22 protein-coding genes are annotated in these 18,457 nt (G+C 69.3%); 9 read left to right on the top strand and 13 right to left on the bottom strand.

Annotation, left to right across the window (positions count from 1 at the left end):
- The coding region (locus A2790_RS23215) for an efflux RND transporter periplasmic adaptor subunit (RefSeq protein ID WP_293397127.1) at positions 1-572 on the bottom strand (572 nt) is incomplete at its 3' end.
- A 123-nt stretch (positions 573-695) separates the two neighbouring features.
- On the opposite strand from A2790_RS23215, the gene A2790_RS23220 reads away from it, so the two are divergent.
- Both A2790_RS23220 and A2790_RS23225 read left to right on the top strand, forming a co-directional pair.
- Positions 696-1,352 carry a TetR/AcrR family transcriptional regulator gene (locus A2790_RS23220; RefSeq protein WP_363081595.1) on the top strand — a complete coding sequence of 219 codons (657 nt, stop codon included), beginning with the start codon at positions 696-698 and terminating at the stop codon, positions 1,350-1,352.
- Positions 1,353-1,454: 102 nt separating this feature from the next.
- Positions 1,455-1,586 (top strand): hypothetical protein, encoded by a 132-nt coding sequence (locus tag A2790_RS23225; protein ID WP_293397130.1) that lies wholly within the window; start codon positions 1,455-1,457, stop codon positions 1,584-1,586.
- A gap of 82 nt (positions 1,587-1,668) precedes the next feature.
- On the opposite strand, the gene A2790_RS23230 is transcribed toward A2790_RS23225, so the two are convergent.
- Genes A2790_RS23230 through A2790_RS23245 form a run of 4 tightly spaced genes read right to left on the bottom strand, consistent with a single transcriptional unit; the run spans position 1,669 to position 3,918 of the window.
- The gene (locus A2790_RS23230) at positions 1,669-2,508 is read right to left on the bottom strand and encodes a neutral zinc metallopeptidase (protein ID WP_293397133.1); all 840 of its coding nucleotides are present in this window, start codon (positions 2,506-2,508) and stop codon (positions 1,669-1,671) included.
- Complete coding sequence (locus A2790_RS23235; RefSeq protein WP_293397136.1) at positions 2,508-2,855, bottom strand: hypothetical protein; 348 nt, start codon at positions 2,853-2,855, stop codon at positions 2,508-2,510. The genes A2790_RS23230 and A2790_RS23235 overlap by 1 nt, the downstream gene beginning before the upstream one ends.
- 33 nt (positions 2,856-2,888) lie before the next feature.
- Entirely contained in the window at positions 2,889-3,452 is a 564-nt protein-coding gene (locus A2790_RS23240) for a tetratricopeptide repeat protein (protein ID WP_293397139.1), read from the bottom strand.
- Between the two features lie 58 nt (positions 3,453-3,510).
- Positions 3,511-3,918: a YciI family protein gene (locus tag A2790_RS23245; RefSeq protein ID WP_293397142.1), complete on the bottom strand. Its 408-nt coding sequence runs from the start codon at positions 3,916-3,918 to the stop codon at positions 3,511-3,513.
- Positions 3,919-4,047: 129 nt separating this feature from the next.
- Between A2790_RS23245 and A2790_RS23250 the strand changes: the two genes are divergently transcribed.
- Positions 4,048-4,557 carry a TetR family transcriptional regulator gene (locus A2790_RS23250; protein WP_293397839.1) on the top strand — a complete coding sequence of 170 codons (510 nt, stop codon included), beginning with the start codon at positions 4,048-4,050 and terminating at the stop codon, positions 4,555-4,557.
- On the opposite strand, the gene A2790_RS23255 is transcribed toward A2790_RS23250, so the two are convergent.
- Complete coding sequence (locus A2790_RS23255) at positions 4,554-5,450, bottom strand: DMT family transporter (protein ID WP_293397145.1); 897 nt, start codon at positions 5,448-5,450, stop codon at positions 4,554-4,556. The two genes, A2790_RS23250 and A2790_RS23255, sit on opposite strands and share 4 nt — an antisense overlap.
- A gap of 118 nt (positions 5,451-5,568) precedes the next feature.
- On the opposite strand from A2790_RS23255, the gene A2790_RS23260 reads away from it, so the two are divergent.
- On the top strand, positions 5,569-5,988 hold the full coding sequence (locus A2790_RS23260; protein WP_293397148.1) for an MAPEG family protein: 420 nt from the start codon (positions 5,569-5,571) through the stop codon (positions 5,986-5,988).
- On the opposite strand, the gene A2790_RS23265 is transcribed toward A2790_RS23260, so the two are convergent.
- Complete coding sequence (locus tag A2790_RS23265) at positions 5,985-6,644, bottom strand: sugar transferase (RefSeq protein WP_293397151.1); 660 nt, start codon at positions 6,642-6,644, stop codon at positions 5,985-5,987. The two genes, A2790_RS23260 and A2790_RS23265, sit on opposite strands and share 4 nt — an antisense overlap.
- A 178-nt stretch (positions 6,645-6,822) precedes the next feature.
- On the opposite strand from A2790_RS23265, the gene A2790_RS23270 reads away from it, so the two are divergent.
- From A2790_RS23270 to A2790_RS23285, 4 genes are all read left to right on the top strand, one after another.
- Positions 6,823-7,605, top strand: coding sequence for a cyclase family protein (locus tag A2790_RS23270; RefSeq protein ID WP_293397154.1), 783 nt, complete (start codon positions 6,823-6,825; stop codon positions 7,603-7,605).
- A gap of 141 nt (positions 7,606-7,746) precedes the next feature.
- Positions 7,747-9,450 (top strand): GMC family oxidoreductase, encoded by a 1,704-nt coding sequence (locus A2790_RS23275; protein WP_293397157.1) that lies wholly within the window; start codon positions 7,747-7,749, stop codon positions 9,448-9,450.
- The gene (locus A2790_RS23280; protein WP_293397160.1) at positions 9,447-10,067 is read left to right on the top strand and encodes a gluconate 2-dehydrogenase subunit 3 family protein; all 621 of its coding nucleotides are present in this window, start codon (positions 9,447-9,449) and stop codon (positions 10,065-10,067) included. Before A2790_RS23275 ends, A2790_RS23280 begins: the two co-directional genes overlap by 4 nt.
- A complete protein-coding gene (locus A2790_RS23285; protein WP_293397163.1) occupies positions 10,064-10,741 on the top strand; it encodes a DUF1080 domain-containing protein in 678 nt (225 codons plus the stop codon). Before A2790_RS23280 ends, A2790_RS23285 begins: the two co-directional genes overlap by 4 nt.
- Here A2790_RS23285 and A2790_RS23290 read toward each other — a convergent pair.
- Together A2790_RS23290 and A2790_RS23295 are read right to left on the bottom strand one after the other, a co-directional pair.
- Entirely contained in the window at positions 10,738-11,268 is a 531-nt protein-coding gene (locus A2790_RS23290) for a gluconate 2-dehydrogenase subunit 3 family protein (RefSeq protein ID WP_293397166.1), read from the bottom strand. The genes A2790_RS23285 and A2790_RS23290 overlap by 4 nt on opposite strands.
- 1 nt (position 11,269) lies before the next feature.
- Positions 11,270-12,994, bottom strand: a complete 1,725-nt coding sequence (locus tag A2790_RS23295; RefSeq protein WP_293397169.1) for a GMC family oxidoreductase — start codon at positions 12,992-12,994, stop codon at positions 11,270-11,272.
- A 120-nt stretch (positions 12,995-13,114) separates the two neighbouring features.
- Here A2790_RS23295 and A2790_RS23300 point away from each other — a divergent pair, with 120 nt between their 5' ends.
- A complete protein-coding gene (locus tag A2790_RS23300; protein ID WP_293397172.1) occupies positions 13,115-13,930 on the top strand; it encodes a DUF1080 domain-containing protein in 816 nt (271 codons plus the stop codon).
- Here A2790_RS23300 and A2790_RS23305 read toward each other — a convergent pair whose 3' ends face one another.
- From A2790_RS23305 to A2790_RS23320, 4 genes are read right to left on the bottom strand one after another with little or no spacing between them, the layout of a single operon-like run.
- Complete coding sequence (locus tag A2790_RS23305; RefSeq protein ID WP_293397175.1) at positions 13,931-14,986, bottom strand: sugar phosphate isomerase/epimerase; 1,056 nt, start codon at positions 14,984-14,986, stop codon at positions 13,931-13,933.
- Between the two features lie 2 nt (positions 14,987-14,988).
- Positions 14,989-16,101 (bottom strand): Gfo/Idh/MocA family oxidoreductase, encoded by a 1,113-nt coding sequence (locus A2790_RS23310; RefSeq protein ID WP_293397842.1) that lies wholly within the window; start codon positions 16,099-16,101, stop codon positions 14,989-14,991.
- A gap of 26 nt (positions 16,102-16,127) precedes the next feature.
- Positions 16,128-17,057 (bottom strand): sugar phosphate isomerase/epimerase, encoded by a 930-nt coding sequence (locus tag A2790_RS23315; RefSeq protein WP_293397178.1) that lies wholly within the window; start codon positions 17,055-17,057, stop codon positions 16,128-16,130.
- Positions 17,058-17,082: 25 nt separating this feature from the next.
- Complete coding sequence (locus A2790_RS23320) at positions 17,083-18,300, bottom strand: MFS transporter (RefSeq protein WP_293397180.1); 1,218 nt, start codon at positions 18,298-18,300, stop codon at positions 17,083-17,085.
- Between the last annotated feature and the right edge of the window lie 157 nt (positions 18,301-18,457).

Consider the following 18,457-nt stretch of genomic DNA (forward strand, 5'->3'; position numbering starts at 1 on the left):
ACCAGGGCGCCCGGCGTCACGGAAGACTTGCCGATCCGGCCGGAGATCGGCGCGCGGACCTGGGTGTAGTCGAGATTGATGCGCGCCTGCTGCACTGCGGCGCGCTGGGCCTGTACGTTCGCGGCGGCGGATTGGGCCGCGGACTGGGCGTCGTCGTTGTCCTGCTTGCTCACCGCGTTGATGGCGACCAGCTCCCGGTAACGGTCGGCCTTGAGCTTCGCCGAGGTGGCGGTCGCCTGGGCCTGGGCTAGCGCGGCGTTGGCGCTGTCGAGGCTGGCCCGGTAAATTGCGGGGTCGATCTGGTACAGCGGCTGCCCCGCGCGGACGGTGGAGCCCTCCTGGAACAGCCGGGCCTTGATCACGCCGTTCACCTGCGGGCGCACCTCGGAGACCAGCGAAGCGGACGTCCGCCCGCTCAGCTCCATCGTCAGGTTCACAGGCTCGGTGCGGACGACGACCACACCGACGGCCGCGGGGGCGTTCGGGTCCGGGCCGGCCGGGGCCTTCGCGCCGCATGCGGACAAGAGGAGCGCCAGCGCAATCGCCGCGCCGGAGAGGATCGATCTGGGCATTCACGCACCTGGCGGCGGGGAATATCGAGGCGGAGACCTTGACAATTCACCGGGGAGAAACCATGAGAATGAACGTTCATTCTCAATCTGGTGACTAGACGGGGGGTTCCGCCAAGTCAACCGGTGGCGCTTGATTTTGTTGCAGTGCAAAACAGGAATCGTATGACCGAACCCGGAATGAAGCGGACCGATGCGGAGGCGCGGCGCCAGCAGATCGTCGACGCCGCCTCGGCATGCGCCCGGCGCTCGGGTTTCCATGGCGCCAGCATGGCCGAGATCGCGCAGACCGCCGGCCTGAGCGTGGGGCAGATCTACCGCTACTTCGAGAACAAGGAGGCGATCATCGCCGCGATCGTCGCGCGCAACACCGCGGAGATGCGCGACATCTTCACCGAAATGCAGGACGCAGGCGAAGCCATCCTGGACGTGGTGCTGGAAAAGTGTGCGACCGCCGTGGACGACGCCTACGACCGCGATCGGTCCGCCTTGATGCTCGAGGTCGTCGCGGAGGCTGCGCGCAATCCCGCCGTCGCCGCCATCGTTCAGGCTGCCGACGACGAGGAACGGCGCATGAAGCTCGAACTTATCGACCGAACCCTGCCCGCGGGGTGCGATCCCGGTGAACGGCTGGCGCGGAGCGAGGTGATCAGCATGCTGTTCGACGGCATGGTCGTCCGCGGAGTGAACAATCCAGGCGCCGATCGCCAGGCGATCGCGCGCGTCCTGCGCCCGGTCATGCGGCAACTGCTCGCGGGGCCGCTGGACGACCCAAAGACCTGACCTCGCCCAAGGCCTCTGGCCAAGGCTGCGGCCCTGGCGCATGCTCTGCCCAGCGGACGGCCTGCCCTCGAGAGCGGACCGACGCAGAGGAGGAAGCGGCAGATGGCTTTTCGCGACACCGTCCACCATGCGCCCAAAACGCTCGCCGAGAGCGCGGTCTGTTTCGGCTGCACGCTCGCCGCCTTGGCTGGCGCTGCGTTCGTGCTCCAGTGGGCGATGGGGCTGCTTTTCTAGGCTTGCGACGTACGGCCTTCCTGGACGCCTGCGCCGGACGGCCCAAGCCTGATCGCGTCAACCAGACCCTGGACTGAAGACCTTAGAGCCGCGACGCGCCGAACGTATCGCAGGCCTCGGGATCGGCTGTCTGCGCGCCCTTGCGGAACCAGCGCATCCGCTGCTCGGAGCTGCCGTGGGTGAAGGCGTCGGGCATGACCCGGCCCTGCGACTTCCGCTGCAGCGTGTCGTCGCCCACCGCCGCGGCGGCGCGCAGGCCGTCCTCGATGTCGCGCGGATCCAGCGAGACCTGGCCGCCCGAGACCGCCGCCGCATGCGCGGCCCAGACGCCGGCGTAGCAATCGGCCTGGAGTTCCAGCCGCACCGAGCCGCTTTCCGCGCCCTTCGCCCCCATCCGGCGCGCCTCGTCGGAGGCGCCGGTCAGGTTCTGGACATGGTGTCCGATCTCGTGGGCGATGACATAGGCGCGAGCGGCCTCGCCCCCGGCCCCGAACTTCGTCTCCAGCTCCTGCCAGAACGACAGGTCCAGGTAGATCTTGCGGTCGGCCGGGCAATAGAACGGCCCCATGGCCGACTGACCCATGCCGCAGCCGGTGCCGGTGGCCTGGTCGTAGATCACGATAGCGTCGGGGGGCCGATAGCCGCGCATCTGCGCCTGCCAGACCTGGTCGACGTTGTGGCCGACGACGTCGACGAAGCGTCCCGCCTCGTCGGCGGGCGTGCCACGCACCCCTTCTTGCTGCTGGGCCTCGGGGCTGACGCCATTGACGACGCCCATGGTGGTGGACGGATCGATGCCGAAGAAGAAGTAGCCCACCAGCGCCAGGACCACACCGCCGACGCCCATGCCGCCGACGCCGACCGCGCCCATGCCCCGCCGGTCCTCGACGTTGCCGCCGCCCTGCCCGCCCTGCCAGCGCATCAGCGGCGGTTCCGGGCGGCGTCCTGGACGCGCCGGTTGGAGTCGGCCAGCACCGCGTCCGGCACGGACGGATAAGCCGCCGTCGCGGCCGCCGGTCGGGTGGTCATCGAGGGGTCTCCATAGGGTAGCTGGGGCAGGCGCGCGCCCGCCCGCTGGGCGGCAAGGTCGGCGCTGGCCTGGTCGGCGCGCAGCCGAGCCTCCAGCGCCTGCATCTGGTTGGCTTGGTCGATGGCGCGGCGCTCGGCCGCCTGCTGCTGGGCGCGCAGATCGTCCAGCTGGAGCTGGATCGGTTGGGCCGCAGCCGGTGCGGCGAGAGCGAGGACGCTAAAGGCGAGGAGCGCGCGCATGGATCACCATATGCGCGTCCAACGGCCCAGGTCCTAGCGGCGTTCCACCGTGAAGCGGGCCAATTCGTTCTTGGGCGCGTCCCACTCCGGCTTCAGCTCGACCGCCTTCTGGTAGTCGAAATAGGCGGCCTTGAGATTGTCGAGGCCTTCATAGGCCAGGGCGCGGTTGTAGTAGGCCTTCTCCGGCTCTTCCACGCCCAGCTCCAGCGCCTTGTTGATGTCGGCCAGGCCCTCGGCGAAACGGCGGGCGCCGACCGCGGCGGCGCCGCGGTTCACATAGGCCTCGCCCAGGTCCGGCTTGGTCTCGATGGCGCGGTTGAAGTCGAACTGCGCCTGGCCGAACTCCTTGCGCCGCAGCTTCAGCACGCCGCGGTTCACATAGGTGCCGGCGCGGTCCCGGAGGTCGAGAAGCTCGCTCTCGAGGGCCATTGTGCAAAGGTTCTCGTACTTCACGTCGGATTCGCCCGAGAGCGCCGCCTCGGAGCAGCCGCGCGCCATGCCGCCGCCCAGCACGGTCACCGCCCCCTGCGCGGCGCCCCCAAAGGCCAACAGGGACAGGCCTGCGGCCAGTCCGAGAATGTGGTGGGTTTTCAGCATGGGGTCGCTCCGCAACCTGAACCCTGGGAGCGTCCGCCTGTAACGCCGTTGTGTCAATTCACGGTTGGGGCCTGGGAGATGGGGTTGCGGGCTTCGGGACGAGGTCGGCATCGACGCCGAAACGCGGCGACCAGCGCCGCACGTCCGCCTGGAAGACGCCGGTGGTGATCGCGGGATCGGCGGCCAGCAGTCGTGCGGCCTCCTCGGCGTCGGCGCACCGCAGGAGCGCCATGCCGCCATCCAGCCCGACCCAGCCGCCTCCGGCCACCACGCGACCTTCGACCGCGAGCCGCGCGATATAACCGGCGTGCGCGCCCAAGTCCTGCTGCGCCATGGGCAACCCCGCTTTCCAGGCGGGCCCAGGCCGATAGATAACGGCGAACAGAGGCTGATCGGGCGCGGCGTGGGCGGCGGAGGTCATCAACGCCCCCATTGCGAGGGCCAGTACGGCGGGCTTCAGCGCCATCGGAGTCTCCAGTTTAAACATACCATACGGTTTGGTATGTTCACCGCAAGTCTTGGGGTGTTGCTCATGAGCGAGGCGAGGGTCGCGGCCGGCGGGCGCTGGTCGCGGCAGGATTGGGTGGAGTTGGCGGTGACGCTGTTGAAGGCCGATGGCGCGCCGGCTCTCACCGTCGATGGCCTCTGCGTGGCGGCCGGCCGCACGAAGGGATCGTTCTATCACCACTTTGAGACCATCGACGCGCTGCTGGTCGAACTGGCGCGGCGGTGGCGGCGAACCGAGACCGACGAGATCGGCGCCCTGGCAACCTCCCAAGCCGATCCGCGCAAAGGCCTGCGAGCCTTGGCCAGGCGATCCGAGCGCATGGATCACAGTCTCGAGATCGGCGTGCGGGAACTCGCGGCCCGGCGGCCGGGTATCGCGGCGCTGGTGCGCGACGCCGACACGGCGCGCGAGGGCATCATCGCCGGCTTGCTGGCCCGCGCCTACAACCTTGCCGCTTCCGAAGCGGCGGACGTGGCGCGTGTCTTCCACTCGCTTCAGCTGGCCGCCCAGCTCAGGACGCCCAGCGACGTTGCGGGTTTCTCGGCCGGGCCGGCGCGGCGGCTGACGGCGTGGCTGGAGGCGTCGGCTGGCAGCTAGCCCCGCCGGAAGCGCCGCATCTCCCGGTGCAGGATGTAGACGCCGCTGGCCGCGACGATGACCGCGCCCACCAGGGTCAGGGGATGCGGCAGCTCACCCCAGATCACCAGGCCGAGCAGGGCGGCCCAGACCAGCTGGGTGTAGTCGAACGGCGCGATCACGCCGATGGGCGCCTGGCGCAGCGCTTCGGTGAGGAAGAGCTGGCCCACGCCGCCAATCAGGCCGGCCACGACGAGCATGCCCATGGTCGCGGGATCGGGCGTCACCCAGTGGAAGGCCGAGCCGACAGCACCCAGCACCACGCCGCCCAGGGTGAAGTAGAAGACGATCGTGGGCCCGCGCTCGGTGTCGGCGATCTGGCGGATGGCCACCATGGCGCCGGCCGCGCCCAGGGCGCTGAGGATGCCGAGTGTCACCCCCGGCAGGTTGAGTTGCCCCGGCAAGGGGCGGGCCATGATCAGGACGCCCAGGAAGCCCACCACCACCGCCCCCCAGCGGTGGCGCCCAACCTTTTCCGACAGCAACAGGGCCGAGAGCGCGGTCATGAACAGAGGCGAGGTGAACTGCAGCGCCGTCGCCTCCGTCAGGGGCAGGTATTGCACGGCCGAGAAGCCGCAGACCATTCCGGTCAGACCGACCGTGGCCCGCGCCAGGTGGCCGAAGGGGCGCTGCGTCTTGAGCACCTCCCAGCCCGTGGTGCGGGCGATGTAGAGGCCGAGCGGCACGAAGGCGAACAGGTTGCGGAACAGGATGATCTCGAAGACCGGGATCCCGCGCGAGCCGGTCCATTTCACGATCGCCGACAGGCACGCCATGCAGGCCATGGCCGCCACGCGGAAGGCGATGCCGAAGGCCACGTTCTGGGCCGAAGGGTGCGCGGGCGGCGGGGACACGGGCCCTTAAGCGGGACGCGGGCCGGGTTCGTCAATGGCCGCTTGAGATGGCGAGGCCTTTACGGCGGCCCGCCCGCGGGTCTCCATGGCCGCACAACAACTCGGGGGAGATTCCAGCATGCCCAGCCCAATCCTTCAGCCCGTCGTCGCCCTGGTTCTGTGGTCCATGGTGATGTGGGCCTGGCTCTACGCCACCCGGATCCCGGCGATGCAGAAGGCCAAAATCGCGCTGGATCCCGCGCTGACGTCGGCGGACCTGGCCGCGCGCCTGCCGCCGCAGGTCCGCTGGAAGGCCGACAACTACAACCACCTGATGGAGCAGCCGACCCTGTTCTACGCCATCGCCCTGACCCTCGCGGTCGCGGGACAGGGTGAGGGGCTTAACGCGGCCCTCGCCTGGGGCTACGTCGGCCTGCGGGTGGTCCACAGTCTGGTCCAGGCCACGGTGAACGTCATCATGCTGCGCTGGGCCCTGTTCATGCTGGCCTCGCTGGTCCTGCTGGGCCTCGCGGCCCAGGCGGCGGCCGTCGTCTTCTAGAACGCCCGGGCGTCCCCGAAGAGCAGCGGGACGGTCCGGGCCACGAGGCGCAGATCGTCGCGGAAACGCCAGCCGTCGACATAGGCGTTGTCGGCGTCGATGCGGGCGAACAGGCCCTCGTCGTTGGCGACCTCGCCGCGATAGCCGTTGACCTGGGCCGCGCCGGTTAGGCCCGGGCGGGTGCGGAACCGGCCGGCGTAGTTGGGGACCCGGCGGCTCCAGACCAGGTCGTGGGCAATGGCGTGGGGCCGCGGCCCGACGATGGACATCTCGCCCTTCAGCACGTTCAGGAGCTGGGGCAGCTCGTCCAGGCTGAGCTTGCGCAGCAGGGCGCCGAGAGGCGTGACCCGGGAGTCGCCGCGGGTGGCCTGGCGGATCTCGGCCCCGTCCTCGGTCACTCGCATCGTGCGGAACTTATAGATGCGGAAGGGTCGGCCGTGCAGGCCGGTGCGCTGCTGGCGGAAGAGGATCGGCCCCTCGCTTTCCATCCAGATCGCGACGCCGATCACCATTAGGAGCGGCAGGAAGGCCAGCAGAGCCAGGCTCGCCGCCAGGATGTCGAAGGCGCGCTTACGACGGCTCGACGCGACCCTTGCAGGCTGGTCAGCCGCAATGGCAGCGGGCGGCGCTTGCACGCGCGGCGCGATGACGGTCATTTCCCAGCCCAGCTCCGTGCACCCCCCGAACATTCGCTAAACCGCTGACCGGCGTTTGCGGTTCCGGCCGGGACGCCGACATTAACGAAAAAGTGCTGCAGTGCACAATAACCCTGAGGCCTTCCCCTCTGCGTTCGCCAGCCTAAGCTCCGATCCACAAGAGGCACGGAGGACGCCCATGGCGCGCAGGCTCGTCGACCTGTCGATCCCCATCACCAACGACATCGTCTCGGACCCCGACGTGATGCGGCCGCAGGTGACCTACTCCAAGCACAAGGAGACCGTGGGCCAGATCGCCTCGTTCTTCCCGGGGCTGAAGGCCGAGGACCTGCCCGACGGCGAGGGCTGGGCGGTGGAGCAGGTCCGGCTGTCGACCCACAACGGCACCCACATGGACGCGCCCTGGCATTTCCATTCCACCACCGACGCGGCCGAGCAGGTGCGGCCCGCGCCGACCATCGACGAGGGGCCGCTGGAGTACTTTCTGCAGCCCGGGGTGAAGCTGGACTTTCGCCACTTCGAAGACGGCTATGTCGCGACGGCCGCCGACGTGGAAGCCGAGCTCCGCCGCATCGGCCACCGGCTGCAGCCGCTGGACATCGTGCTGGTGAACACGGCCGCCGGCGCCGCCTACGGCGGTCCCGACTACATCCACAAGGGCTGCGGCATGGGCGAGGAAGCCACGCTCTACCTCACCGAACGCGGCGTGAAGGTGGTGGGCACCGACGCCTGGTCGTGGGACGCGCCCTTCTCCCACACGGCCCGAAAGTGGGCGGAGAACCATGATCCGAAGATCATCTGGGAAGGACACAAGGCGGGTCGCCTGCGCGAGTACTACCAGATCGAGAAGCTCACCAACCTGGAGGCCCTGCCCCCCAGCGGCTTTATCCTGTCGTGCTTCCCGGTGAAGATCGCGGGCGCCTCGGCGGGCTGGATCCGCGCTGTGGCGATCCTGGACTGAGGCCCATCGTCACAAAAGTTGCGGCCGACGGCGGCGATCCTTGTCTTGGCGTGGGGCCGAGTCGGCGCCAGTTTGCCGCGAGCGTAAACGATTACATCGGGGAGGCAGGACGCATGGACGCGCCCAGTTTGCGAGGCCGCCATGGCTGGAGCTGAACCCTATGACGTGATCGTCGTCGGCTCGGGCGCCGGCGGCGGTATGAGCGCCTACCATCTGACCCGCTCGGGCCTGAAGGTGCTGATGCTGGAGGCGGGCCGCAACTACGACCCCGTCACCGAGACCCCGATGTTCAACATCCCGGCCGAAGCGCCCCTGCGCGGGGTGGGCACGCCGGACAAGCCGTTCGGCTTCTACGACGCCACCGTCGACGGCGGCTGGGAAGTGCCGAACGAGCCATACACCGTGGCCGAGGGGTCCGAGCCGTTCACGTGGTGGCGGCCACGGATGCTGGGCGGGCGGACCAACCACTGGGGCCGCATCTCGCTGCGCTTCGGGCCGCTGGACTTCAAGCCGCGCAGCCGCGACGGCCTGGGTTACGACTGGCCCATCACCTACGACGACTTGGCGCCCTGGTACGACCGGACCGAGAAGCTCATCGGCGTCAGCGGCGCGGCGCCGCCGCGGGGCCTGACCAACACCCCAGACTCTCCGCCCGGTTGCCTGATGGAATCGGCGCCGCCGCGGGCGTTCGAGCTGTTCTACGCCGCCGCCTTTGAGGCCATGGGCATCCCGGTCGTGCCGATGCACGGGGCGGTGGTCACCCAGAAGATGGAGGGACGGAACACCTGCATCTTCGCCACGCCCTGCGGCCGGGGATGCTCGATCGGGGCGAACTTCCAGTCGACGACGGTGCTGATCCCGCCGGCCCTGGCGACGAGGAACCTGACCGTCACGACGAACGCCCTGGTCTACCAGGTCGACCTGGACAAGGCGGGCAAGGCCAAAGGCGTGACCTACGTCGACCGGGTCACGGGCGAACACCACACAGTGACGGGCAAGGCGGTCGTGCTGGCGGCGGGGTCCGGGGAGACGGCGCGGATCCTGCTGAACTCGAAGAGCCCGAAATTCCCCGACGGGCTGTGCAACACCCACGGCATGGTCGGCCGCTACCTGATGGACAGCGTGGGGCTGGGCGTCGCTGGGCAGTTCCCCGCGCTGGAAGGCCTTCCGCCCACCAACGACGACGGCCAGGGGACCCAGCACACCTATGTCCCCTGGTGGGGCTACGACCAACACAAGGAACTGGGCTTCCCGCGCGGCTATCACATCGAGATCAACGGCGGCCGCCGGATGCCGTCGATGGGTCTGGCCGGCCTGCTGCCCGACGACGAGACCAGCGTCGGCGACGACCTGCGCGCCAGGCTGCGCCAGCGGTTCGGCAGCGTCATCGGCTTCGACGGCCGGGGCGAGATGATCCCCAACGACGACTGTTACTGCGAGCTGGACCCAAAGGTGAAGGACAAGTGGGGCATCCCGGTGCTGCGCTTCCACTGGAAGTGGGGCGAGCACGAGACCCGGCAGGCGGCGCACATGGTGACCACGTTCCTCGAGGTCATCGACCGCCTGGGCGGCAAGCCCATCGGCAAGGTCGAGCGCGACGGTCGCAGGGCCATCTCCAAGGGCGGCGAGATGATCCACGAGGTGGGCACGGTGCGCATGGGCGCCTCGGACGCGGATTCGGTGGTGAACCAGTACGGCCAGGCCTGGGCCGTGCCCAACCTGTTCGTCACGGACGGCGCGGTGCTGGTTTCCAGCCCCGACAAGAACCCGACGCTCTCGATCCTGGCGCTGGCCTGGCGGTCCAGCGACCACCTGGCCACGCTCGCCAAGCAGGGGGCCCTATGAGCGAGCCCACCCCTTACGTTCGCAAGATCGACCGGCGCACGGCGCTGGCCTGGATCGGCGTGGTCGGCGCGGCCACGGCGGTCGGCGCCGGCGTCGTGGTCTACGGCCCCAGGGTCGGCGGCGAGGCCGAGGCCAAGGGCTACGGCACCGATCCCAAGCTGGTGGCGCCCGAGAAAGCCCCATGGCCGCGGCTGCTGAGCGACGACGAGTTGCAGGCGGCCGCGGTGCTCGCCGACTTCATCCTGCCGGCCAGCGGCGCGGCTCCAGCGGCGAGCGCCCTGGGCGTTCCGGACTTCATCGACGAATGGATCAGCGCGCCCTACCCCGACCAGCTCAAGGACCGGCCGGTGATCCGCGACGGGCTGAAGGCGCTGGCGAGGAAGAGCCCCGCCGAGCGCCCGAAGGCCATGGCCGCACTGCAGGCGGGCGGCGATGCCTTTTTCAAGCGGTTCCGGGCGCTGACCATCGGGGCCTATTACACGACCGAGGAAGGCTTCAAGGACATCGGCTACATCGGCAACATCGCCCGCGAGGCCGACGAGGGCCCCTCGGCCGAGGTGAAGGCGGCGCTGGACGTGCGGCTGGCGAAGTTGGGCCTCAAGGGAGTTTCGGCATGAAGACGATCGCGGTCGGAATAGCCCTGGCGCTGGTCGCCGGGACCGCGCAGGCGGCCGAGAACACCCTGACCGCCGCCGAGCGCGCGGCGGGCTGGATGCTGCTGTTCGATGGGACCAGCACCAAGGGCTGGCGCGGCTTCAAGACGCCCGAACCCGATCCGGGCTGGACCGCGAAGGGCGAGCTCAGCCCCGACCCGAAGACCTCCAAGGACCTGATGACCCGGGACAGCTTCGAGAACTTCGACCTGACCTTCGAGTGGAAGATCGGGCCGAAGGGCAATTCCGGGGTGATGTTCCACGTCACCGAGGCCGGCGGCCAGACCTATGAGAGCGGGCCCGAGTACCAGGTGCTGGACAACAGCCGCGGCGAGCCGCCGCTGGAGCAGGCCGGCGGCCTGTTCGCCCTCTACGCCCCGGAGGGGGCCGTCACCAGGCCGGTGGGCGAGTACAACACCGGCCGCATCCTGGTGGACCACGGCAAGGTCGAGCACTGGCTGAACGGCGTGAAGGTGGCGGCTTACGACATGAACGCCGCCGACTTCAAGGCGCGGGTTGCGGCGAGCAAGTTCGCCCGGTGGTCCACCTTCGCCGCCTCGCCGTCCGGGCACATCGCCCTGCAGAACCACGGCGACCCGGTGGCCTTCCGCAACCTGAAGATCCGGCGCCTGCCTTAGGTCGCCCAGCCGCGGCCGATCTCGGAGAGAGGGACGCAGCCGCGGTAGTCACCCGGGACGGGATCGTAGCGCAGGGCGATGGTGGCGCCCGGCTCGGAGGTGAAATAGCCGACGGTGACCAGTTCCTTCAGGCCGCGGAAGAAGGCCTTGCCCGATCGGTCGTAGCCGTTGAGCAGGTCCTGCTGCTGGGGTCCGCTCAGGCGGGCGAAGGGCGCGCCGTGGGCGGTCTGGGCGTCACGGTCGATCTGGTCCAGGCCTGCCTTGATGGCGGCCGCGTCGTCGGGCGCCGAGTAGGTCGCCAGGGCCCGGTCCACGAACTGAGGCACGCCGGCGGCGCGGGCGCCGGGTGTGTCCGTCGCCGGGATGATCGTCTCGGCCAGGGCGTCCAGGACGACGGCCTGGGCCGGCGACAGGGCCTTGGGCGTCCAAGCCAGCGTCGGCGTCCCCTGCGCCAGCGCGGCGGGGGGCAGGACCAGGGCAGTCCACAGGGCGCCGAAGGAGAGCGCCGTTTCGCGTCGGTTCAGCATCCTAGATCTCCCCCCGCTTCTTGGCCTCGACCGCGTGCGCACAGGCCCGCGCGGTCAGCGCCATGTAGGTCAGCGACGGGTTCACACACGAGGCCGACGTCATCGCCGCCCCGTCGGTGACGTAGACGTTCTTGCAGGCGTGGACCTGGTTGTGGGCGTTCAGCACCGAGGTCTTGGGATCGCGGCCCATTCGCGCCGTACCCATTTCGTGGATGCCGAGGCCCGGGGCATAGCCCTGGTCGCCCGCGAGGATCTTCTTGAAGCCCGCCGCCTCCAGCATCTCGGCCGCCGCCGAGGCCATGTCCTTGCGCATCGCCTTCTCGTTCTCGCGGATGGAGACGTCGAAGGTCAGGGTGGGCAGGCCGTACTTGTCGGTCTTGGCCTTGTTGAGGGTCACGCGGTTATCGGCGTAGGGCAGGATCTCGCCGAAGCCGCCCAGGCGGAACATCCACGGGCCCGGCTGGCTGAGCGCGGCCTTGCGCTCGGCGCCCACGCCCGAGACGGGGCGGTCCCAGCCCTGGCGGCCCGCGCCGCCCTGGTAGCCGTAGCCGCGCAGGAAATCGGACCGGGCCGAGGCCTTGTCACCGAGGTTGCGGAAGCGCGGGACGTAGATGCCGTTGGGCCGGCGGCCGGAATAGTAGCTGTCGAGATAGCCCGGGACCTCGGCCACGGCGCCCACGCCCAGGTGGTGATCCATGATGTTGCGGCCGACCTGGTCGCTGTCGTTGCCGAAGCCGTTGGGGAAGCGCGAGCTGGTGGAGTTCAGCATGATCCACGCCGTGCTCAGCGCCGAGGCGCAGAGGAAGACGACGCCGGCGTAGAACTCGATCTCCTGGCCGCTGGCCTCGTCCAGCACCCGCACGCCGTCGGCCCGCTTGCTCTTGGGATCGAGGATCAGCGAGGTGACGATCGAGCCCGTGCGGATCTTGAGGTTGCCCGTGCGCTCGGCGGCGACCAGGGTCGCGGAGTTCGAGCTGAAATAGGCCCCAAATGGGCAGCCGCGGACGCAGAGGTTCCGATGCTGGCACTTGCCGCGGCCGAGGGCGATCTGCTCCTCGGTGGGGGCGGTCAGGTGCGCGGCGCGGCCGATGGTGATGCGACGGCCCAGGCGCTCCTCGACGCTGGCCTTGAAGACCTTCTCGACGCAGTTCATCTCCATCGGCGGCTGGAACTGGCCGTCGGGGAGTTGGGCGAGGCCCTCCGCCTGGCCGCTGACGCCGATGAACCGCTCGACGCGGTCGTACCAGGGGGCGAGGTCGGCGTACCGGATGGGCCAGTCCACCGCGACGCCTTCACGGGCGTTGGCCTCGAAGTCGATGGGACAATGGCGATAGGTCTGCCGACCCCAGGTCAGCGAGCGGCCGCCCAGGTGATGACCGCGGATCCAGTCGAACCGCTTGTCCTCGGTGTAGGGGTTTTCGTCGTCGCGGACGAAGAAGTGCTTGGAATATTCGGTGACCGCGTAGCCGGTGCGCTGCTGCACCTTGTAGTGCGCGTCCAGTTCGGCCTGGGGCAGCTTGCCCTTCGGATAGGCCGTCTCCCACGGATTGGTCTGGGCGGTGGGATAGTCCTCGATATGGCGGACCATGGGGCCGCGCTCGAGGACCAGGGTCTTCAGGCCCTTCTCGGTCAGCTCCTTGGCGGCCCAGCCGCCGGAGATGCCGCTACCGACGACGATGGCGTCGTAGGTGTTCTCCGCCCGCGCCCGGGTGTTGAGGTTCGCCATGTTCCGCCCCTTACGCGGCCCGGCGGAAGAACCATCCCGCGGACCGTCATTGATTGCCTTCTAGGTTCCATGAAATCGATTACACTGCAAGCTGGCAAAGACCGTTGGGAGGCGGCGAAAATGAGCTGGAAGAGATGGGGCGCTGCAGCGCTCGTTGTCGCGTGCGTAACGCTGCCGGGGCAGGCCTCGGCGCAGAAGGCGGGCCCCTGGCGGCCGATCTTCGACGGCAAGACCCTGGACGGCTGGACCGCGAAGATCTCGCGCCACCCGGTGGGCGAAAACTGGCGCGACACCTTCATCGTCAAGGACGGGGCGATCCAGGTCTCCTACGCCGGCTACGAGACGTTCGCGCTGCAGTTCGGCCACCTGTTCTACAAGACGCCGTTCAAGGCCTATCGCCTACGCCTGATGTACAAGGTGCTGGAGCCGCCTCTGCCCGACACGCCCGCCTGGGCGCGCAGCAACAGCGGCGTGATGTTCCACAGCCAGAGCCCGGAGAGCATGGGCCTGAACCAGCCGTTCCCGGTCTCGGTCGAGTTCCAGATCCTGGGCAAGGACGGCGACAAGCCCCGCCCCACGGGCGCCGTCTGCACGCCCGGCGTCAGCATCACCCTTCTCGATGCGTCCGGCGCCGGCACGCGCCAGGCCGAGCACTGCACCGCCTCGACCGGCCCCACCATCCCGAACGGGACCTGGACGAAGCTGGAGCTGGAGGTCCTGCCGGGCGGCCAGGTGACCGAGAAGATCGACGGCCAGGTCGTCCACCGCTACGCCGACATCGCGCTCGATCCCGCCGACCCGATGGCCGCCGCCGACGCCAAGCGCCTGATTGCCGAACGCGGCGGCGTGCTGGCGGTGAAGGAGGGCTACATCGCCCTGCAGAGCGAGGGCCACCCCATCGCCTTCAAGGACATCGAAGTGCAGGTGCTGAAGTAGCTAGAGGCCCAGCAGCCTGCGGTTCGCGGCGGCGTCCACGCCCGAGCTGGCGAAGTCGTCGAAGGCGCGCTCGGTCACCCGGATGATGTGGTCGCGGATGAAGGGGGCGCCTTCGCGGGCGCCGTCCTCCGGGTGCTTGAGCGCGCACTCCCATTCCAGGACCGCCCAACCGGGATAGTCGTAGGCGGCGAGCTTGGAGAAGATGGCGCCGAAATCCACCTGGCCGTCGCCCGGCGAGCGGAAGCGCCCCGGCCGGTCGACCCAGCCCTGGTAGCCGCCGTAGACGCCCGAGCGGCCGTTTGGCCGGAACTCGGCGTCCTTCACATGGAACGCCCGGATACGAGAGTGGTAGCGGTCGATAAAGTCCAGGTAGTCCAGCTGCTGCAGCACGAAGTGGCTGGGGTCGTAGAGGATGTTTGCGCGCGGATGACCCTCCACCGCGTCCAGGAACCGTTCGAACGTGGCGCCGTCATGCAGATCCTCGCCGGGGTGGATCTCGTAGCAGGCGTCCACGCCGCAGGCGCCGAACACATCCAGGATCGGCTTCCACCGCCGCCCTAGCTCGGCGAACGCCTCGTCCACCAGGCCCGCCGGCCGCTGCGGCCAGGGGTAGAAATACGGCCAGGCCAGCGCCCCGGAGAAGGTGGCGTGCGCGGTCAGGCCCAGGCGCTGGCTGGCGCGGGCCGCCGCCTTCAACTGGCCGACCGCCCATTCCTGCCGCGCCTTGGGATTTCCGCGCAGCGCCGGCGGGGCAAAGCCGTCGAACAGCTCGTCATAGGCCGGATGCACGGCCACCAGCTGGCCCTGCAGGTGGGTCGACAGCTCGGTGATCTGCAGGCCGTGGCCCGCCAGCACCCCGGCGATGTCGTCGCAATAAGCCTGGCTCTCCGCCGCCCGCTCCAGGTCGAAGATCGAGTCCGCGCCGCCGGTCGGCATCTGCACGCCGACGTAGCCGAGGTCGGCCGCCCATCTCGCGATCGTGTCCAGGCGGTCGAACGGTGGCTCGCTGCTCAGGAACTGCGCCAGGAAGATGCCGGGGCCTTTGAGGGTCTTCAACGTCAGGCTCCTTGCAGTTCGACCCAGCCGTCGCCGGACCGGCTGGCGGCCACCGCAGTCTCGACGAAGGCCATGCCGCGCACGCCCTCGCCGATATCCGGCACCAGGCCGGCCTCGCTGCGGCCCTCGGCGATGGCGTCGGCCATGTCGCGGTAGAGGTTGGCGAAGGCCTCGATGAAGCCTTCCGGGTGTCCGGTGGGAATGCGCGATCCGGCCCGCGCGATGTCGGCCAGATAGGGCGAGGCGGCGTGCAGGGTCTGGCTGGGGCCGTCCAGCCAGTCGATGGTCAGCTCGGTGTGCCACTCGTGGCTCCAGGAGAGGCCGCCCAGTTCGCCATAGACGGAGATCTTGAGGCCGTTTCGTGCGCCGGCCGAAATCTGCGAGGCCACGAGCACGCCCCGCGCCCCGCCCGCGAACCGCAGCAGGACGTTGCAGTCGTCGTCCAGCGCCCGGCCCTCCACGACCGTGGAGACATCGGCGCACAGGCGCTCGACCCGAACGCCGGCGATGAACTCGGCCAGATTGAAGGCATGGACTCCGATGTCGCCGATGCATCCGCCGACGCCCGACTGGGCGGGGTCCGCGCGCCAGCCGGCCTGCTTGTCGCCGCCGCGCTCCAGCGGCCGCGAGAGCCAGCCTTGCGAATACTCCACGACGATCTTGCGGACCGCGCCCAGGTCGCCCCGGCGCACGATCTCCCGCGCCTGCCGCACCATCGGATAGCCGGTGTAGGTGTGGGTCAGGCCGTAGAGCTTGCCCGAGGCGGCGACGATCTCGGCCAGGGCCTTGGCCTGAGCCAGGTCGAGGGTCGCCGGCTTGTCGCTCATCACGTGCAGGCCGGCGTTCAGCGCTGCGGCGGACACTTCGTAGTGCAGGTGGTTCGGGGTCACCACCGCCACCAGCTCGGCGCCGTCCGCGCGGGCGGCCTCGGCGGCGATCATGGCGCGGTAGTCGCCATAGGTCCGCGCCTCGGCCACGCCCCAGGCGCGGGCGGCCTCGGCGCTCTTGCCCGCATCGCGGCTGAAGGCGCCGGCCACCAGGCGGATGCGGCCGTCGAGCTCGGCGGCCATGCGGTGGACCGGCCCGATGAACGAGCCCGGGCCGCCGCCGACCATCGCCAGCCGGATGGGACCTCGCGCCGTCACGCCTTGAGACCGGCCAGGAAGTCGTGGCTGATCCTGGCCGCCTCGATGCGCGGGCGGGCGAACGGCGGCTCCTGCTCCACATAGAAGCCGCGCACGCCGGCGGCGTAGGCCGCGGGCAGCAGGGTGGTCCAGGGCAGCTTGCCCGAACCCACCTCGGTCGGGTCCATCTTCAGCGCGAAGTTGGGCTGCGTTTCCGACTTGATGTCTTTCACATGCATCAGGCTGACCCGGCCCTTGTACCGCTGGAGCAGGGTCGCGGGGTCGAGGCCCGCTGCAGCCACCCAGCCGACGTCGATCTCGAAGGTCACCAGCGCAGGGTCGGTCTTCTCAAACAGGATCTCCATGCCGTTGGTCGAGCCCAGCGGCGCGAATTCGAAGTTGTGGTTGTGGTAGCCGAGCTTGATCCCCGACTTCGCCAGCACGACGGCCTTCTCGTTGAGGAAGTCTGCGTTGGCTTTCCAGTCGTCGGCCGTGAGCAGGGTCAGGGCCTTGCGCCAGTCGCCTCCGGCCGCCTGGATCTGCTGGTTCGAGACCAACGGGCTCGGCATGACGGCGTACTTCACGCCGATGGCGCTGAGGTCGTCCGCGAGCTTGGCAAGGTCGCCGTCGAGCTGGCCGCGCCCCTGCACGTGAATGCTGGCGCAGGTGACCCCCGCGGCGTCCAGGGCAGCCCGCATCTGAACGCCAGACCGACCCAGGAGGCCCTGCAGCTCGATCGACCGGTAGCCGACGCCGGCCACCGCCTTCAGCGTGCCCTCCAGGTCCTTCGCCGCGTCGGGGGCCAGGGTGTACAGCTGGATCCCGATGAGCAGGCCGTGACGCTTGAAGAACGGCTGGGCCGCCGCCGAGGCGCCGCCTGCCGTCATGGTCGCCAGGCCGGCCGCGAGGAAGGCGCGCCTGTGAAGTTCGGGCGAGATGGGGCGCAAGGGACGTCTCCTTCGGTTACCGGGCTCATGCGACGGCCGCGGATTCGGGCGCCCGGGTCGGCGGGCGGAAGAAAAGGGCCAGCAACAGGACGGCGACCAACGCCATCCCGGTCGGGACCAGGAACAGGCTCTGGTAGTCGACCGCGCCGGTGGCGGGGTCCTTCAGCCGGCCCATCAGGGTGGGGAAGAGGAAGCTCGCCACCACATTGCCGACGCCCAGGATCAGCAGGTTGAAAAGGCCCTGGGCGCTGGAGCGGACGTCCTTGGGGAAGGCGGCGTCCACGAAGATGTACACGGTGGCGAAGAAGAACGCGTAGCAGACGCCGTGCAGCAGCTGGACGGCGACGATGGTCGGCACGCTGTCGGCGGCGAAGGCGAAGACGGCGAACCGGGCGGCGTGGCCCAGGATCCCGATGATCATCGTGATCTTCCAGCCCACCCGGATCAGCACGCCGCCCAGGACGAACATGGTCACGATCTCGGCCAGCTGGCCGAGGCTGAGCACCACCATGCTGAGGTTTCCGGCGATGCCGACGCGGTCGGTCAGGAAGGCGTCGGCCATCACGAAGTAGCCGTTGTGGATGACGCTATCGATGAAGGTGACCAGGAACAGCACGGCCACGAACGGCACGCGCAGCAGCCGGATCGCCTCACGCCAGGCGAGAGGGTCGGCCCCGGCGGCGTCCTTCTTCGGCGGCGTGTGCGGCAGGGTCAGGCTGTAGGCGGCGAGCGCGAACGATACGATGGCGGCGACCAGGAAGATCCACCGCACCTGCTCGGGCCCGGCCTGGGCGCCCAGCAGGAAAACGAACGGCCAGGAGACCAGCATCCAGCCGATGGTGCCCCCCATCCGGACCGCGCCGAAGTCCTTGGCCGGGTCCGCCAGGTTGGCGAAGGCGATGGAGTTGGAGACCGACAGCGTCGGCACATAGACGAAGCTGAAGACCAGGTAGCAGGCGAAGAAGGGCCAGAAGTCCGTCGCGAAGGCGCAGCCGATCAGGGCCAGGCCGCCGATCAGGTGGCTGGCCGCCATGAACCGCTCCGCGGCGAAGTTGCGGTCCGCGAACTGGTTCGAAAAGAAGATTCCCGCCAGGGCCGCGAAACCCCAGGAACTGCCCACCAGCGACTGCTGCCAGGGGGCGAACCCCAGCATGCCCATGTAGGGGAACAGCTTCGGCGCCCAGGCGCCCCAGACGGCGAGCTGGAGCACCATCATCAGGAAAAGCCGCGCCTGCTGCGTCATGCCCCTGGCCCCTCCCGACAGGCCCGCGGCGAGGCGCTCTTACGTGGGCCTGCGTCCGCTCGATGTAATCGATTTCAGGGATAGCAAAGCCCTTCGACGCAGGCAACCGGCGCGCGGTGCACGCGATGGGCAGCCTGCGTCTTGTGTTGGTCGTCGC

Source organism: Phenylobacterium sp. RIFCSPHIGHO2_01_FULL_69_31, assembly GCF_001824475.1.
Lineage (GTDB): Bacteria > Pseudomonadota > Alphaproteobacteria > Caulobacterales > Caulobacteraceae > Phenylobacterium.

Coding starts and splice junctions, on each gene's coding strand:
- A2790_RS23225 (WP_293397130.1), top strand. CDS start 1,455: ATGGCTTTTCGCGACACCGTCCACCATGCGCCCAAAACGCTCGCCGAG.
- A2790_RS23230 (WP_293397133.1), bottom strand. CDS start 2,508: ATGCGCTGGCAGGGCGGGCAGGGCGGCGGCAACGTCGAGGACCGGCGG.
- A2790_RS23235 (WP_293397136.1), bottom strand. CDS start 2,855: ATGCGCGCGCTCCTCGCCTTTAGCGTCCTCGCTCTCGCCGCACCGGCT.
- A2790_RS23240 (WP_293397139.1), bottom strand. CDS start 3,452: ATGCTGAAAACCCACCACATTCTCGGACTGGCCGCAGGCCTGTCCCTG.
- A2790_RS23245 (WP_293397142.1), bottom strand. CDS start 3,918: ATGGCGCTGAAGCCCGCCGTACTGGCCCTCGCAATGGGGGCGTTGATG.
- A2790_RS23260 (WP_293397148.1), top strand. CDS start 5,569: ATGCCCAGCCCAATCCTTCAGCCCGTCGTCGCCCTGGTTCTGTGGTCC.
- A2790_RS23265 (WP_293397151.1), bottom strand. CDS start 6,644: ATGACCGTCATCGCGCCGCGCGTGCAAGCGCCGCCCGCTGCCATTGCG.
- A2790_RS23270 (WP_293397154.1), top strand. CDS start 6,823: ATGGCGCGCAGGCTCGTCGACCTGTCGATCCCCATCACCAACGACATC.
- A2790_RS23275 (WP_293397157.1), top strand. CDS start 7,747: ATGGCTGGAGCTGAACCCTATGACGTGATCGTCGTCGGCTCGGGCGCC.
- A2790_RS23280 (WP_293397160.1), top strand. CDS start 9,447: ATGAGCGAGCCCACCCCTTACGTTCGCAAGATCGACCGGCGCACGGCG.
- A2790_RS23285 (WP_293397163.1), top strand. CDS start 10,064: ATGAAGACGATCGCGGTCGGAATAGCCCTGGCGCTGGTCGCCGGGACC.
- A2790_RS23290 (WP_293397166.1), bottom strand. CDS start 11,268: ATGCTGAACCGACGCGAAACGGCGCTCTCCTTCGGCGCCCTGTGGACT.
- A2790_RS23295 (WP_293397169.1), bottom strand. CDS start 12,994: ATGGCGAACCTCAACACCCGGGCGCGGGCGGAGAACACCTACGACGCC.
- A2790_RS23300 (WP_293397172.1), top strand. CDS start 13,115: ATGAGCTGGAAGAGATGGGGCGCTGCAGCGCTCGTTGTCGCGTGCGTA.
- A2790_RS23310 (WP_293397842.1), bottom strand. CDS start 16,101: ATGGTCGGCGGCGGCCCGGGCTCGTTCATCGGGCCGGTCCACCGCATG.
- A2790_RS23320 (WP_293397180.1), bottom strand. CDS start 18,300: ATGACGCAGCAGGCGCGGCTTTTCCTGATGATGGTGCTCCAGCTCGCC.